Raw genomic sequence first — 18497 nt, 5'->3', positions numbered from 1 at the left:
TCATTGATGCCGCAGCAACCCGAAATACAGGATATATATCCCTTGTCTTTTATGCAGGAGGGGATGCTTTTTCATTCGCTGTATGATGAACAGTCGAGAGCTTATTTTGAACAGGCTTCTTTTACAATCAAGGGGCAGCTTGACTTAGACCGTTTCCAGAAAAGTATGGACGCTGTTTTTGACAGGTATGAAATCTTTCGAACGACTTTTATCTACAAAAATGTAGCCAAACCTCGTCAGGTGGTGCTTAAAGACCGTTCTTGCCGTGTTCATTTTGAAGATATTTCTCATCTTAATGAGAGAGAGAAAGAACATTGTACAGAAGCATTCAAGGAACAAGATAAAAAAAGGGGCTTTGATCTTCAGTCGGATGTACTGATGAGAATATCCGTTTTAAAATGGGCGCCTGAGCGTTACGTGTGCATTTGGAGCCATCACCATATTTTAATGGACGGATGGTGCTTAGGCATTATCATTAAAGACTTTCTCCACATTTATCAAGCGCTGGGAGAAGGGCGGCTTCCATATTTGCAGCCAGTTCAGCCGTACGGAACATATATTAAATGGCTAATGCAGCAGGATCGTGAAGAGGCAGCTGCGTATTGGAAAAAGCGGCTGCAGCACTTCGAGAAAGCTTCTTCTTTGCCAAAAAGAAACGAGCAAGTATCAGAAGGTGAATTACAGCAGGTCACGTTTACTATCTCTGAAAAAGAAACGTCCGATTTGCAGAAAATCGCAGCAGCATCCGGTGCAACGCTTAACACCGTTTTCCAAGCTTTGTGGGGGATTTTGCTGCAAAAATTCAATCGCTGTGACGATGCCGTGTTCGGATCAGTCGTCTCAGGCAGGCCTTCTGAGCTGAAAGATGTAGAAAATATAGTCGGCCTTTTTATTAATACCATTCCCATCCGGGTCCAAAGCAAATCTCTTTCTTTCTCTGACCTGGTCAGTCGGATGCAAAAGGAAATGACTGAAGCAGAAGCATACAGCTATTTCCCTCTATATGACATTCAAGCGCAGAGTGCTCTTAAACAAGAGCTCATTGATCATATTATCGTGTTTGAAAACGTGCCGACCCAGGAAGAAATTGAAGGACTAAACCAGACTGGATCGTTCGGTTTCTCAGTGGAAAACTTTGCGATGGCGGAGGAGACGAATTATGGATGCAGCGTCAAAGTGATTCCAGGCCGCACATTATTCGTGCGCATCAATTTTCATACAGGTTTATATGAGCCTGGCATAATTGCTGAGATAAAAGATTATTTACAGCATATGATTTCAGCTGTCATCTCTGATCCTTCTCTTCCTGTTTCAAGGATGACGTTACTAGATCAAGACAAAACACAGAAAATGGTTGCTGAATATAATGCGACGGGAGCTGTTTCAGCGTTAGCTCCGACGCTGCACGGGCTGTTTGAACGTCAGGCGGCTTTGACGCCGGAGCGGACGGCTTTGCGCTTTTCTGGCGGCTCGCTGACTTACGCACAGCTTGATATGTACGCCAACAGGCTGGCAGCGCGCCTTACGGCGCACGGTGTCACGAAGGAAAGCATTGTTGGTGTTCTAAGCGAGCGTTCGCCGGACATGCTGACAGCCGTTCTCGCCGTATTAAAGGCAGGCGGGGCTTATTTGCCTCTTGATCCTGTATATCCAGAGGAGAGGCTGAGCTATATGCTGAGAGACAGCGGGGCAGCATTGTTGCTGACACAGCCGGGATTAAAGGCACCTGATTTTTCGGGGAAGACACTTGAAGTGGATCTGACGGCTCTTGCGAATGAAGAATCCGAATATCACTCTCTTCATCAAGCGGACTGCGATTCTCTCGCCTATGTGATCTATACGTCGGGCTCCACTGGACGGCCGAAAGGAGTCGCCGTTGAGCACCGCCAGGCGGTTTCCTTTCTGACCGGCATGCAGATGCAGTTTCCTTTAGAGGAAGACGACATCATTATGATGAAAACGTCTTTTTCCTTTGATGCCTCTGTCTGGCAGCTGTTTTGGTGGACGCTTTCAGGTGCTTCGGCCTATCTGCTTCCGTCCGGCTGGGAGAAAGATCCGGCATTGATGGTAAAAGCCATTCGAGAGGAAGGCGTTACAACGGCCCATTTTATTCCGGCCATGCTGAACAGCTTTTTGGACCAAGCGGAAATCGAAGCACCGGGAAGCCTGAAGCGCGTATTCGCCGGAGGTGAACCGCTGGCCCCTCATACGGCAGCCCGTTTTGCTTCTTCGCTGCCCGAGACATCGCTCGTTCACGGCTACGGGCCGACAGAAGCAACTGTTGATGCGGCATTTTACACGTATGATCCTGAGCTGGACAGGGATCGCTTGCGTCTTCCGATCGGAAAACCTGTGCCTGGCGCGCGTCTGTATGTGTTAGATCCGCATGTATCCGTACAGCCTGTCGGCGTAGCGGGAGAATTGTATATCGCCGGAGCCGGTGTCGCCAGAGGCTACTTGAATCGCCCGGAATTAACAGAAGAACGTTTTCTTGATGATCCATTTTATCCGGGGGAGCGAATGTACAAAACAGGGGATTTGGCGCGCTGGCTGCCAGACGGACAAGTGGAATTCCTCGGCCGTCTGGATGACCAGGTGAAAATCCGCGGCTACCGGATTGAGCCGGGAGAAATCGAAGCCGCGCTCAGAAGCATAGAAGGCGTGCGGGAAGCGGCTGTGACTGTTCGTACAGAAAGCGGCGAGGCGGAATTATGTGCGTATGCAGAAGGGCTCGGAAGAAACGAAGTGCGCAAGCAGCTTGAGACATTGCTTCCAGGCTACATGATTCCTGCTCATATCATTGAGATGGAACAATGGCCGGTTACCCCGAGCGGAAAGCTCGACCGAAAAGCGCTGCCTGCTCCTGACGGAGCGGCAGATCGGGAAATCTACTCGGCGCCGAGAAACCTGACAGAGATGAAGCTTTCCCAGCTGTGGGAGGAAGTGCTGAAAAGCGGCCCTGTCGGCATTCACGACAACTTTTTTGACCGGGGAGGCCATTCCTTAAAAGCCACCGCGCTTGTCTCCCGGATCGCCAAGGAATTCGGCGTCCAGGTGCCGCTGAAGGAGGTATTTGCCCATCCGACGGTAGAAGGTTTGGCTTCTGTCATCAGCGAAGGAACGGAAAGTCCGTATGGAGCCATTAAGCCGGCAGAAAAACGCGAGTCCTATCCGGTTTCCTCCGCCCAAAAGCGGATGTATGTGCTCCAGCAGCTGGAGGATGGAGGCACAGGCTACAATATGCCGGCAGTCTTGGAGCTGGAAGGAAAGCTGGATCTTACAAGAATGGATGTCGTATTCAAAAAGCTGATCAAACGCCACGAGTCACTGCGGACGTCCTTTACAACGGACACAGATGGCGAGCCGGTTCAGCGCATCCATGAAGAAGTGCCGTTTACATTCCACACCTCTGTGCTCGGCGGGCAACCTGAACAGGAGGCCGCAGCAGCGTTTATCCAGCCGTTTGATCTCAGCCAAGCTCCGCTGTTTCGGGCGGGGACCGTCAAGGTATCAGACGGGCGGCATCTATTACTGGTCGATATGCATCACATTATTTCTGATGGTGTTTCAGTCAATACGCTCATTCGGGAATTCGGGGAGCTGTACGCCAATCAGGAGCTTCCGCCGCTTCACATTCAATATAAAGACTATGCCGTATGGCAGGAGGCCTTTAAAAAAGGAGACACGTACAAGACGCAGGAGGCGTACTGGCTGAAGCAGCTCGAAGGTGAGCTGCCTGTACTGGACCTGCCGGCTGATTACGCCCGGCCGCCGGTGCGAAGCTTCGCGGGTGATCAAGTTTCATTTACGCTCGATCAAGAACTCACAGCCGGGCTTCACAAGCTCGCACGCGAGAACGGAAGCACCCTATACATGGTGCTCCTGGCAGCTTACACAGCGTTATTGGCGCGCTTAAGCGGACAGGAAGACATCATCGTCGGGTCGCCTATTGCCGGACGTCCTCACAAGGACCTTGAGCCGATACTTGGAATGTTCGTCAACACCCTGGCGCTGCGGGCACGCCCGGAGGGCGGAAAGCCATTTGCGCAATTTTTGCAGGAAGTTCGCGAGACCGCCTTGGAAGCTTACGAACACCAGGATTATCCGTTCGAAGAGCTTGTCGACAAGCTCGGCGTGACAAGGGATATGAGCCGAAATCCGCTGTTTGATGTGATGTTTGTGCTTCAGAATATGGACCAAGAATCCATGCAGCTGAAGGACCTGTGTCTCCGGCCCGCAACAAATATGGGACATCAAGTATCGAAGTTCGATTTAACCCTGTATGCGTACGAGGAATCTAATGGATCTATGATGTTTCAAATGGAATATAGCACGGATCTCTATCAGAAAAAAACGATCGAAATGTGGCTTCACTATTTAATGAATATGCTACGCGCCATCATCCAAGACAGCAAAGCAGCACTTGGAACAATACATGTATTGGACGAGAATGAAACCCATTTCCTTATCCATGAACTCAACTGTACAAAAAGAGAGTATCCGAGACATGAAACCATCAGCAGGCTGTTTGAGTTACAGGCTGCACAAACGCCTGATGCCATAGCAGTGGCCGGCGATGAACAAACATTAACGTATGAGGAGCTGAACAGCCGGGCAAACAGGATTGCTGCTGTTCTTCGGAGAAAAGGAGTCGGACCTGAAACTGTAGTTGCATTATTGACAACACGAACTCCAGAACTTGCAGCAGGAATGCTTGGCATTTTGAAAGCTGGAGGAGCCTATCTGCCTATTGCTAAGGATCTGCCCGCTGACCGAATATCATATATGCTGTCAGACAGCGGTGCAAAAATACTCCTTCGATCTGAAAAAACAAATAGTCAACAATTAGACTTAGAGCATAATTGTGAGCAAATCGTCATTGAAGAGATTCAAGGACAAGGAGAAGCGAAGAACTTTGAATCTCCAGCAGGACCACATTCACTCGCTTATATCATCTATACATCAGGATCAACCGGCAAACCGAAGGGTGTCATGATTGAACAGCGAAGTGTGATCCGTCTCGTTAAAAACAGCAATTACATTGAATTTACACCTGAAGACCGGCTTCTGCTGACTTCTTCACTCGGTTTTGATGTCGTTACATTTGAAATACTCGGGCCGTTGCTAAATGGCGCTGCTTTGCATCTCACAGATAAAGAAACATTTCTGGATTCCCATCAGCTTAAGAGATACATAGAACAAAACGGAATCACCACAATGTGGCTGACTGCATCTCTTTTCAACCATTTAACAGAACAGAATGAGAAAATATTTTCCCGGCTCATAAATCTGATTATTGGCGGAGAAGCTCTGTCAGCCAGTCATGTCAATCGAATCAAGCAAGCATGCCCAGAATTGTCCATCTGGAACGGATATGGGCCGACTGAGAATACAACATTTTCGACTTGCTTTCACATTGAAAAAACGTATGATCATTCCATCCCAATCGGCCGGCCGATTGGTAATTCAACCGCATTTATCTTAAATAAATGGGGAATGCTGCAGCCGACCGGAGCTGTCGGTGAACTGTGTGTCGGCGGAGATGGTGTGGCAAGAGGCTATCTTGGTCGCCCAGACCTGACGAAAGAGAAATTTGTGCCAAATCCATTTGCGTCCGGCGAACAAATGTACCGTACCGGTGATCTGGCACGCTGGCTGCCTGACGGCACAATTGAATACGTAGGCCGTGTCGATGATCAGGTAAAAATAAGGGGGTACCGGGTTGAGCTTGGTGAGATTGAATCTGCGCTTCGTCATATAGACGGTGTCAAAGAAGCAGCTGTATTGGCGCGACCAGGACAATTAGGCAGCAAGGAGCTTTGCGCCTATATAAGCGTAAAAGAGGGTACAGATGCTGAACAAGTGCGTACTCACCTTTCTCAAATGCTGCCTGGCTATATGATGCCGGCCTATATGATAGAAATGGATGCTCTCCCGCTCACGGCCAACGGAAAATTGAACCGAAAAGCATTGCCTGAACCAGATATCACATCTAAACAAACGTACGTCCCGCCTCGAAATGACCTTGAAGAACAGCTTGCAATCATATGGCAGGAGGTTCTCGGGACACAGAGAATCGGAATAGAAGATTCGTTTTTTGAACTAGGCGGAGATTCTATTAAGGCTCTTCAAGTATCCGCGCGCCTCGGGCGTTATGGATGGAGCTTGCATGCAAGCGATTTATTCCGCCATCCGAAAATAAAAGATTTATCAGCAGTCATCCGCAAGACAGAAAGAGTCATAGACCAAGGATCTGTTCAGGGAGCTGTTCCATGGACACCCATTCAGCATTGGTTCCTCTCTCAGGATATAGAAGATAGACACCATTTTAACCAGTCTGTCATGCTGTTTAGTCCTGATTGTTTGTCTGAAGATGCATTGCGCGCGTCACTGAAAAAACTGGCAGAGCATCATGATGCACTGCGGATGATTTATCGGGATGATAGCGGACAACAGCTGCAAATCAACCAAGACATTCATGAATCCAAACTGTACAGCTTAAGGACTTCTGATGTTTCAGATCCGGGTATTGATTGGGAAACGAGCATTAAAGAAGAAGTTTCAAATCTTCAGCAAAGCATTAATCTCCAACAAGGACCATTACTGCATGCCGCTTGGTTTAAAACGCTGACCGGAGATTATTTATTTCTCACGATTCATCATTTGGTCGTTGATGGGGTATCATGGAGAATTTTACTGGAGGACCTGTCAGCGGCATATCATCAAGCAGCTTCTGGACAGGCTATACAGCTCCCGCCTAAAACAGATTCCTATCTTGAATACGCACGGCGAGTTCAAGATTATGCCCAAAGCAGCAAGCTGATTCGCGAGGAAACGTACTGGCGGACGGTTGAAGAGGAAAAAGCAGCGGAACTGCCATATGAAATGCCTTATATGGAGAATATGAACAGCAATGAAAGGGAAACTTTGCGCTTTTCACTCACTGAAGCAGACACCGCGGTCTTGCTGCAAAAGGTAAACCACGCTTATGGCACAGATACACAAGATATTCTTTTGACGGCGGCTTCCTTAGCGATTTGTGACTGGACAGGGGGCAACAAGCTCCGTATGGCAATGGAAGGACACGGCAGAGAACACATTCTGCAGGATTTAGACATCAGCCGCACGGTTGGCTGGTTTACATCCATTTACCCCGTCCTTATTGACTTTGAAAATCAAGCGGATGAGCTTGGAACCGCAGTTAAAACCGTGAAAGATACATTGGGCCGGATACCGAACAAAGGGGTAGGCTACGGCATGTTGAAATATATCACACCTCCCGAATATAAAAGTATGGTGTTTTCAAAAACACCTGAAATCGGCTTTAACTATTTGGGGCAGTTCAACGACATAGGAAGACAAGACCGTTTCCGCCCGTCCGGTCTTGGGAGCGGTAAGGACATCACTATTACTTGGAAGCGGGAACAGCTTATTGAAATGAGTGCGATGGCAGCAGAAAATCAGCTTCATTTTCAGCTCAGCTATGCGCCAGCACGGTTTCACAGGAGGACAATGGAGCGGCTTATCAACCTAATTGAATGCTATCTGCAGGACATTATGAAACACTGTGCTGAAAAACAGAACACAGAAAAGACGCTGAGCGATTTCAGCAGCCAATCGTTAACGGCAGAGGATTTGGACAGTATATCCAGCTTGGTGGAAGACTTGTAGAAAATCGTGACAGGGAGATATGAACATGACAAAAACGAATTCAATTCAGGATATTTATCCGCTGTCTTATATGCAGGAAGGAATGCTTTTTCATTCCCTCCTGCAAAAAGATTCACGGGCATATGTTGAACAAGCCTCTTTTACAATAGAGGGAGAAGTTAATTTACAGTTTTTCCAAGAGAGCATCAATGCTTTAGTAGCAAGACATGACATTTTCAGAACGATTTTCATCAGCCAAAATGTCTCTTCACCTCAGCAGGTTGTCCTGAGAGAACGGACTGTCAGTGTACTGGAGGAGGACATTGCTCATTTAGATGAAGCGGGCCAATCTGCGTTTGTCGAACAAATAAAAGAAAAGGACCGCGCCAAAGGGTTTCATCTGCAAAAGGATATGCTCATGCGCATCACACTTATTCGAACCGGAAAGCGGCAATATACTTGTATTTGGACCTTTCACCACATCATGATGGACGGCTGGTGCCTCGGCATTGTACTAAAAGAATTTCTTCAGATTTATGCATCAAAAATAAAAGGGGCTCCATTATCACTGGAGCCCGTTCAGCCATACGGAACTTATATCAATTGGCTGATGGAGCAAGACAAAGAGAAAGCTGTTTCCTATTGGGACAATTATCTTTCCGGCTATGAGCAGCAAACCTTGCTTCCGAAGCAGAAAAAAACAAAGAGTACAAGCAGGCAGGAGCAAATTACATTTTCATTTTCAAAAGAAGACAGCAGCAGGCTTTCAGAGCTTGCCGTAAGAGAAGAAGTCACACTCAGCACGATTTTCCATACCCTTTGGGGGATTCTTCTTCAAAAATATAACAATAGTGATGACGCGGTATTCGGTTCTGTCATGTCAGGAAGGCCCTCAGACATTGAAGGAATTGAACAAATGGTTGGGCTTTTCATCAACACAATTCCCATACGGCTACACGGATCAAAAAGGCCATTTTTACAGCTCGTAAAAGACATGCAAAAGGATCGCCTTGCTGCAGAAGCGTACAGCTACCATCCTCTATACGAGATACAGTCCCGTTCAGCAGTCAAGCAAGGTTTGATAGATCACATTCTTGTATTCGAAAACTATCCGGTGCAGAAAGAAATAGAAATGCTGAACAGCCAGGAGCACGATTCAGATCTTTTTCAGATTCATAACTTCAAAGTGGCGGATGAAACCAATTACAGCTTTTATCTCATGGTCGCGCCAGCGGAAAAAATCCATATAAAAATGAGCTATGATCCAGCACTGCATGACCGTTCCTTTGTGCTTTCTGTTAAGGAGCATCTGTTGAACACTGTTTCTCAAATCTTAGATCATCCGCATCTCTCACCAGCGGACATCGATATCACAACAGACAATGAAAAGCTGCAGTTGATTGGGGAAATCAAAGATCACACACCAGCTTATGAAACCATCCATGCCATGTTTGAAAAACAGGCAGAAAAGACGCCTGACGCGCAGGCTATAATTGATCAAGCACAATCTCTGACCTATAAAGAATTGAACGAATCCGCCAACAGATTGGCACGGCATTTGCAGAAAAAAGGCGTTATGAGGCAGGAACCTGTCGCAATCATGATGGAACGCTCAGCTGAGTTCATTACCGGTGTTCTCGGTATATTGAAGGCTGGAGGCGCCATTGTTCCAATCGATCCCCATTATCCGTCTGACAGAATCCATTATATTCTGAATGACAGCGGCTGCTCTCATGTCGTTTCACAAGCGCGTTTTGCACCTTTGCTTGAGACTGGCCTGAATGTTACCTATATGGAAGATTCTCAAATCGAAGACGGCAGCTGCTTGCATTCAGTGAATAGCGCGGACGATCTGCTCTATATGATTTACACATCAGGCACAACAGGAAAACCAAAAGGCGTTCAATTTGAACATCGAAATATGGCGAACTTGCTGCAGTTTGAATTCACTCGCTCTGGCATTGACTTTCAAAATAACGTTTTGCAATTTGCTACTCCTGCCTTTGACGTCTGCTATCAAGAAATATTTTCAACATTGCTGGAAGGCGGCACACTTCATATCGTACCTGAAGCTATAAAAAGAGACGTGCCTCAGCTGTTTGCATTTATAAAAGAGCATCAGACGGCTATTGTGTTTCTCCCAACAGCTTTTATCAAAATGATTTTCAGCGAACAGGAATTTGCGAACGCGTTTCCTCGTGATGTAAAACACCTAATTACAGCCGGTGAGCAATTAATCGTTTCCAGTCTCCTCCAAGATGTTTTGCGTCAGCGCAACATGTACTTTCATAATCATTATGGACCTTCAGAAACTCATGTAGTGTCGGCATATACCATATATCCGGGTGACCAAATTCCTGAGTTTCCTCCGATTGGCAAACCGATTGATTGTACTGATATGTATATTTTAAATCGCCAAAAACAGCTGCAGCCTCGGGGAGTATCAGGAGAACTTTATATATCCGGATCAAGTGTCGCCAGAGGTTATATCAATAACGATAAACTGACGCGAGAGAAATTTTTACCCGATCCCTTCAGGTCCGGAGCTATCATGTACCGAACGGGAGATGTAGCGAGAATTCGTGAAGACGGCAGCTTTGAATATATCGGTCGAGCCGACGATCAAGTGAAAATCAGAGGTTATCGAATCGAGCCGCAAGAAATAGAAATCGCGTTAATGAATCATCCGGAGGTAAAAGAAGCTGCTATTCTTATCCGGCAAAATCAAAGCGGAGAACATGAGTTATGCGCTTATTATAGCAGTATGCACAGGCTGGATCCCTCGGCTTTGCGACAATATCTGGCAAGTGAGCTCCCAGAATATATGATTCCGGCCAAATGGGTCTCGGTGGACAGCATTCCTTTGACGCCGAACGGGAAAGTCGATCAATCAGCTCTTCCAGAACCGGAAGCTTCAATCAGCAGTCATACATACGCTGCTCCGCGGAACCTGTTAGAGGTAAAGCTTTCACAGCTGTTTGAAGATGTGCTGAAGGAAGGCCCAATCGGCATTCACGATAACTTTTTTGACCGCGGCGGACACTCGTTAAAAGCAACGGTGCTTGTGTCGCGAATCGCCAAAGACTTTCATGTACAAATCCCGCTGAAGGACGTATTTGCCCATCCGACAGTGGAGGGATTGGCTTTCATCATTCGAAATGCAGAGGAAAATCCTTATGCGGCGATTGCACAGGCAAAAGAACAACCGACGTACCCAGTATCATCAGCTCAAAAACGGATGTACGTGCTCCAGCATCTAGATAATGGCGGTGTCGGCTACAACATGCCGGCAGTTTTAGAACTGGAAGGGAAGCTTGATCGCGAAAAATTGGCTGCTGTATTCAAGGAACTGATCAGCCGGCATGAGCCGCTTCGAACGTCCTTTGTGCCGGGAGAAAACGCCGAGCCCGTACAGCGTATTCACAGTGAAGTTCCGTTTACGTTAAGTGAGGAAGCCTCTGCTGCTGGATTTGTCCGTCCATTTGACCTCAGTCAAGCGCCGTTATTCAGAGCTGGCCTTGTGAAGCTTGCGAACGAGAAGCATTTGCTGCTGGTGGACATGCATCATATCATTTCTGATGGTGTATCCGTTCAGCTGTTAATCCGCGAATTCACTGAGCGCTATGCAAATCGGACGCTTAAGCCGTTACGAATCCAATATAAAGATTACGCCGTTTGGCAGCAGGAATTTCAAAAGGGAGACACATACAAAAAGCAGGAGACTTACTGGCTGAGACAGTTTAGCGGTGAGCTGCCGGTGCTTGAGCTCCCAACAGACAAGCGCCGACCGGCAGAACGGAATTTCTCAGGCGGAAAAATTTTATTTCAAATGAATGAAGAAATCACATCCCGCCTGAAGCAGCTAGCCCGCAAAAATGGGAGTACGCTGTACATGACGCTGCTGGCATTGTATTCAGCTTTTTTGTCGCGGTTAAGCGGTCAGGAAGACATCGTGATCGGTTCGCCTATTGCCGGACGCCCGCATGCCGATCTTGAATCGGTCCTTGGCATGTTCGTCAATACATTAGCGCTTCGGACGCACCCAGCCGGCAATAAGACATTTACGGATTTTCTGAAGGAAGTCAAGCAGACTGCCCTGGAGGCCTATGAGCATCAGGATTATCCGTTTGAGGAGCTGGTTGATCAACTCGGTGTGCAGCGGGAAATGAGCCGGAATCCGCTGTTTGATACAACACTTGTGCTGCAAAATATGGAAAAGCAAACACTGAAAATGAATGATTTGCTGCTTAGATGGAACGATTTGCAGCATCCGATATCTAAGTTCGATATTTCCCTGTATGTCACGGAGCATGAAGCTGAGCTGTACTGTCAGTTTGAATACAGTACCGCTTTGTTTGAAAAAGATACCGTTCAAAGATGGGCCGACCTTTTTACAACACTTGTGGAAAACACGGCTTCCAGTCCTGAGATGGAATTGGACGATATTCCGATCCTGACAATAGCAGAAGAAAGGTCTTTCATTGACTCATGCCATCCGCTTGAAGAGACAGGCTATCCGTTGAATCAGACCTTGCACCATACACTCGAACAGCAAGCAGCAAAAACACCTGACCAACCGGCTGTAATCTTTGAAGACGGAGCGATAACCTACAAGGAATTGAACGAACGGGCGAACCGTGTAGCCTGGGAGTTGATCGACCGCGGAGTAAAAGCCGAAACGACTGTTGCCATTATGGGAAGGCGTTCCCCTGAAATGCTGATCGGGATTTATGCGATTCTAAAAGCAGGCGGCGCTTATCTTCCTATTGACCCGGATTATCCAGAGGAACGGATCCGCTTTTTGCTGAAGGACAGCGATTCTGGGATTCTCCTTATTCAATCTGACAATCTAGACATTCCGGCTTTTAATGGAGAAATCGTTCATCTCAGTCAATTAAACAGCGGGCTGACACATCGTGTATCCAATCCAAATGTTGAAGTCTATCCGGATTCTTTAGCCTATATGATTTATACATCCGGCTCTACTGGAAGACCTAAGGGGGTACAGGTTGAGCATCAATCTGCAGTGAATTTTTTGAATTCCCTTCAGTTCCGCTATCCTTTGAATCAATCGGACGTCATTTTGCATAAAACGTCGTATTCCTTCGATGCTTCGATATGGGAGCTGTTTTGGTGGCCGTACGCTGGCGCCTCTGTTTATCTGCTTCCTCAAGGAGGCGAAAAAGAACCGGACATGATTTTGAAAGTCATAGAAGAACAGCAGATTACCGCGATGCATTTTGTGCCTTCTATGCTTCATGCGTTTTTAGAATATATAAAAAATGGCATTGTACCGATCAAAACGAACAGGCTGAAGAGAGTGTTTTCTGGAGGCGAACAGCTAGGGGCTCATCTTGTCTCTCGGTTCTGTGAATTGCTGCCAGATGTTACATTAACCAATTCCTATGGGCCTACCGAAGCTACTGTAGAAGCGGCATTCTTTGATTGCCATGTTGATGAAAAACTTGACCGCATTCCCATTGGCAAACCTATTCATCATGTCAGATTGTATATTCTGAACCAGAAGCAGAGGGTGCTGCCTGCTGGATGTATCGGGGAATTGTATATCGCCGGAGCCGGTGTCGCCAGAGGCTACTTGAATCGCCCGGAATTAACAGAAGAACGTTTTCTTGATGATCCATTTTATCCGGGTGAACGCATGTACAAAACGGGTGATTTGGCGCGCTGGCTGCCTGACGGACAGGTTGAATTCCTCGGCCGTCTGGATGACCAGGTGAAAATCCGCGGCTACCGGATTGAGCCGGGAGAAATCGAAGCGGCGCTCAGAAGCATAGAAGGCGTGCGGGAAGCGGCTGTGACTGTTCGTACAGAAAGCGGCGAGGCGGAATTATGTGCGTATGCAGAAGGGCTCGGAAGAAATGAAGTGCGCAAGCAGCTTGAGACATTGCTTCCGGGCTACATGATTCCTGCTCATATCATTGAGATGGAACAATGGCCGGTTACCCCGAGCGGGAAGCTCGACCGAAAAGCGCTGCCTGCTCCTGACGGAGCGGCAGATCGGGAAACCTACTCGGCACCGAGAAATCTGACAGAGATGAAGCTTTCCCAGCTGTGGGAGGAAGTGCTGAAAAGCGGCCCTGTCGGCATTCACGACAACTTTTTTGACCGGGGAGGCCATTCCTTAAAAGCCACCGCGCTTGTCTCCCGGATTGCCAAGGAATTCGGCGTCCAGGTGCCGCTGAAGGAGGTTTTTGCCCATCCCACGGTAGAAGGTTTGGCTTCTGTCATCAGCGAAGGAACGGAAAGTCCGTATGAAGCCATTAAGCCGGCAGAAAAACGCGAGACCTACCCGGTTTCCTCCGCCCAAAAGCGGATGTATGTGCTCCAGCAGCTGGAGGATGGAGGCACAGGCTACAATATGCCTGCGGCCTTGGAGCTTGAAGGAAACTTGGATGTGGAAAGATTAGACGCGATATTTAAAGCACTGATCAAACGCCACGAGTCACTGCGGACGTCCTTTACAACGGACACAGACGGCGAGCCGGTTCAGCGCATCCATGACGAAGTGCCGTTTACATTCCACACCTCTGTGCTCGGCGGACAAACTGAACAGGAAGCCGCGGCATCGTTTATCCAGCCGTTTGATCTCAGCCAAGCTCCGCTGTTCCGGGCGGGAATCGTCAAGATATCAGACGGGCGGCATCTATTACTGGTCGATATGCATCACATTATTTCAGATGGTGTTTCAGTCAATACGCTCATTCGGGAATTCGGAAAGCTGTACGCCAATCAGGAGCTTCCTCCGCTTCACATTCAATATAAAGACTATGCCGTATGGCAGGAGGCCTTTAAAAAAGGAGACACGTACAAGACGCAGGAGGCGTACTGGCTGAAGCAGCTCGAAGGCGAGCTGCCTGTACTGGACCTGCCGGCTGATTACGCCCGGCCGCCGGTGCGAAGCTTCACGGGTGATCAAGTTTCATTTACGCTCGATCAAGAACTCACAGCCGGGCTTCACAAGCTCGCACGCGAGAACGGAAGCACCCTGTACATGGTGCTCCTGGCAGCTTACACAGCGTTATTGTCACGCTTAAGCGGACAGGAAGACATCATCGTCGGGTCGCCTATTGCCGGACGTCCTCACAAGGACCTTGAGCCGATACTTGGAATGTTCGTCAACACCCTGGCGCTTCGGGCACGCCCGGAGGGCGGAAAGCCGTTTGCGCAATTTTTGCAGAAAGTTCGCGAGACCGCATTGGAAGCTTACGAACATCAGGATTATCCGTTCGAAGAGCTTGTCGACAAGCTCGGTGTAACGCGGGATATGAGCCGAAATCCAGTGTTTGACGCCATGTTAGTCGTACAAAATACAGAGCAACAGACTTTGGAGCTGGATGACATACAACTCCAGCCGGCCAGCGTTTCTCATCATGTTTCTAAATTTGACATCACATTGCAGGCTTCTGAGGGTGACGAGCAAATTCATTTACAATTTGAATATTCGTCTGCTCTTTTTCAAAAAGCAACGGTAAAACAATGGACATATCATCTGACAAATTTGCTGAGCCATATCGTCGAAAACCCGAACACACTTCTTAACGATATCGACATTCTGACTCATGAAGAACGAAACAAACTGCTGAATGAGTTTAACAGCGGCCAAGAAAATGAACATAAAGGGCAAACAATCGATCACCTGTTTGAAAAACAAGCAGCGCTGACTCCGAATGCTCCTGCACTCGTCAACAGAGAAAACACGCTCACCTATCAGGAACTGGACGAATGGTCCAATGGCATTGCATGGGCACTGCGTGACCGCGGGGTTAAACCGGACACACCAGTCGGAATTATGATGCCTCGTTCCTTCAGCATGATTGCAGCCATTCTGGGCGTTTGGAAAGCCGGCGGCTGTTATGTCCCGATTGATCCGGAATACCCGGCGGAACGGAAACGCTATATACTCGGCGACAGCCGAACCAAACTGCTCATCACTTTACCTGCTGCGGACCAAGAAGCACTTGAAGATTTTGAAGGTGAGATATTCGCCCTAGAGAACGCGGAGACATACGACGGATCACCGCTTCCGCAAGTGTCACGCCCTCAGCATTTGGCTTATATCATTTACACTTCAGGAACGACAGGCCAGCCTAAAGGAGTGATGGTCGAGCATAAAGGAATAGCCAACACCCTGCAGTGGCGGCAAAACGCTTATGCTTTGAATGAGACAGACACAGTCCTTCAGCTCTTTTCTTTTTCGTTTGACGGCTTTTTAACAAGTATGTTCACACCGCTTTTGTCAGGTGCAAAGACAGTGCTGCCTGATGAAAACGAAGCGAAAGATATTTTGTCCATTAAGCATGATCTATCTCATCATCGAATTACACATATGATTATCGTCCCTGTTTTATATCGGGCGCTTTTGGACGTCCTACAGCCGGAAGATGCAAAGACGCTTAGAGTAGTCACGCTTGCAGGAGAAGCAGCTGACCGGGAATTGATAGACCGCAGCATGGCAATATGTCCGAATACAGAGCTAGCAAACGAATATGGGCCGACAGAAAACAGTGTGGCAACCACAGCCATGAGACATATGGAACGGCAGAAAAACGTATGCATCGGCCGGCCGATCGACAATACTGAAGTGCTGATTTTAAACGGGGATCAGCTTCAGCCAATCGGCGTTGCCGGCGAGCTTTGCATAGCAGGAACAGGGCTTGCGAGAGGGTACGTCAATCTTCCGGAACTGACAGCAAAAACGTTCGTTCAGCACCCATTTCAGCACGAAAAACGCATGTATCGAACAGGTGACGCAGCCAGATGGATGGCAGACGGTACGATCGAGTACGTAGGACGATTGGACGATCAAGTCAAAATCAGAGGCCACCGTGTAGAAACGAAAGAAATTGAATCGGTTATCCGCCGTATAAACGGAGTAAAAGAGGCCGTTGTCCTTGCTCGCGAAACAGCGCCTGCTCAAACCGAATTATGTGCTTATATTGTGGCAGAGCAAGACTTCAATACAGAAATGCTGCGTGCCGAATTAAAAAAACAGCTGCCTTTATATATGATGCCGGCGTTTATTCAAACGCTGGACACGCTTCCTTTGTCACCAAATGGCAAGCTGGATCGCCGGGCACTTCCAGAACCGGCATTCAATCAAGTACGGACATTTCATGCACCGAACAGCGAGATAGAACAAAAACTGGCAGATATATGGGGTGAAGTGCTCGGTGCAGAAAAAATCGGAATTGACGCTTCGTTCTTTGAGCTTGGAGGAGATTCCATTAAAGCGTTACAGGTGTCAGCACGGCTTCATCGAATCGGGAAGCAAATGTCGGTTAAAGATTTATTCAGTCATCCGACAATTAAAGAACTGGCAGCCTATATTCGTGATTCCGATACTAGTGCCAGCCAAGCTCCGGTTGAGGGAGAAGTACAATGGTCACCTGTTCAGAAATGGTTCCTTTCTCAAGATATAAAAGAGAAACACCATTTTAATCAATCTGTTATGCTGCATCGGAATGCCTCCGTCCAAGAAGACGCGCTGCGCAAAACGTTAAAAGCCATCACCATTCACCACGATGCGCTGCGAATGGTGTTCACACAGTCTGAGCAAGGCAAATGGGTTCAATATAATCGGCCGGTCAGTCATTCAGACGACGCACTGTACAGCCTTCAGATCATCAATCTTAAAGGTTCAGAAGTCAATGCATATGAATCTCTTATGAAACACCATGTACGTGGCATTCAACAGAACATAGATTTGGAAAAAGGGCCGCTATTGCAGGCCGGACTTTTCCGTGCAGATGACGGAGACTTTTTGTTCCTAACGGCTCATCACTTCATCGTTGACGGCATCTCATGGCGTGTCCTGCTGGAGGATTTGGCAACCGGATATCGTCAGGCTGTAAAGGGAGAAGGCATTGATTTGCCGCCTAAAACTAGCTCCTTCAAAGCATATACGGAAAAACTCGCCGACTATGCTGAAAGCCGTCAGCTTATGAAACAGCTCGCCTATTGGCGCGAAGCTGAAGAGTATCAGGCAGAAGCACTGCCGTTTGATCAAATAAACGATCAAACGTTAAATGAGAGAAAACGGGATACAGTTTCATTCTCTCTCAATACAAAAGAGACGGAGGCGCTTTTAAAAAGCGTCAACCGCACATATAACACAGATACGCAAGATATGCTGCTGGCTTCCGTGATTCTAGCTTTGCGGGATTGGACGAAACAATCTACCGTCAAATTGTCATTAGAAAGCCACGGACGCGAGGGTGTGTTAGACGGCATAGATGTCAGCCGCACGGTTGGATGGTTTACCGCCATTTATCCGTTATTCGTCAAACTAGATTCAGACTTGACCGACAAGGATCAAGAAGAATACTTGGTTCATGTGTTAAAAACAACAAAAGATACACTGAGACGCGTACCGGACAAAGGATTCGGCTACGGTGTACTCAAGTATTTGACCCCGCCTGAGAAAACTGACGTCGATTTCAGCGGCACAGCGGAAATCAGCTTCAACTATCTGGGTCAATTTGAAAACAGCCGTACAACTGAAGCGCCTGATGAAAACACCTTCTCGTTTTCTCCGCTCGGGACCGGAGAAGATATCAGCACCTCTTGGAACCGTGAGCAAACGCTTGATATCAGTGCGATAGCAGCAGAAGGAAAAATGACAGTCAACATGACGTATGAAACATCCCGTTTCCAGCATAAAACAATTGCACAGCTTTGTGAGAATTGCCATCACTACTTACTGAAGCTGATTGATCACTGTCTGAACAAAACAGAAACAGAAAAAACCATCAGTGATTTTGATGATCATGAACTGACCGAGGACGCACTCCAAGAGATCGCTGATATGCTCAGTTTTCACTAATGAA

The 18497-nt window shown here is 47.7% G+C and carries 2 protein-coding genes; both read left to right on the top strand.

The annotated features are described in order from the left end of the window. Positions 1 to 6 precede the first annotated feature (6 nt). The gene (fenE, locus tag NSU16_RS09840; protein ID WP_339192581.1) at positions 7 to 7671 is read left to right on the top strand and encodes a fengycin non-ribosomal peptide synthetase FenE; all 7665 of its coding nucleotides are present in this window, start codon (positions 7 to 9) and stop codon (positions 7669 to 7671) included. A 25-nt stretch (positions 7672 to 7696) separates the two neighbouring features. Continuing rightward, positions 7697 to 18493, top strand: coding sequence for a fengycin non-ribosomal peptide synthetase FenA (gene fenA, locus NSU16_RS09835; RefSeq protein WP_339192580.1), 10797 nt, complete (start codon positions 7697 to 7699; stop codon positions 18491 to 18493). The last annotated feature ends 4 nt before the right edge of the window (positions 18494 to 18497 follow it).

It is taken from the genome of Bacillus sp. FSL K6-1003, assembly GCF_037964945.1.
Taxonomy (GTDB): domain Bacteria; phylum Bacillota; class Bacilli; order Bacillales; family Bacillaceae; genus Bacillus; species Bacillus mojavensis.
Note: the sequence above shows the minus strand (reverse complement) of the source record. Positions and strands in the feature narration are given on the sequence as shown.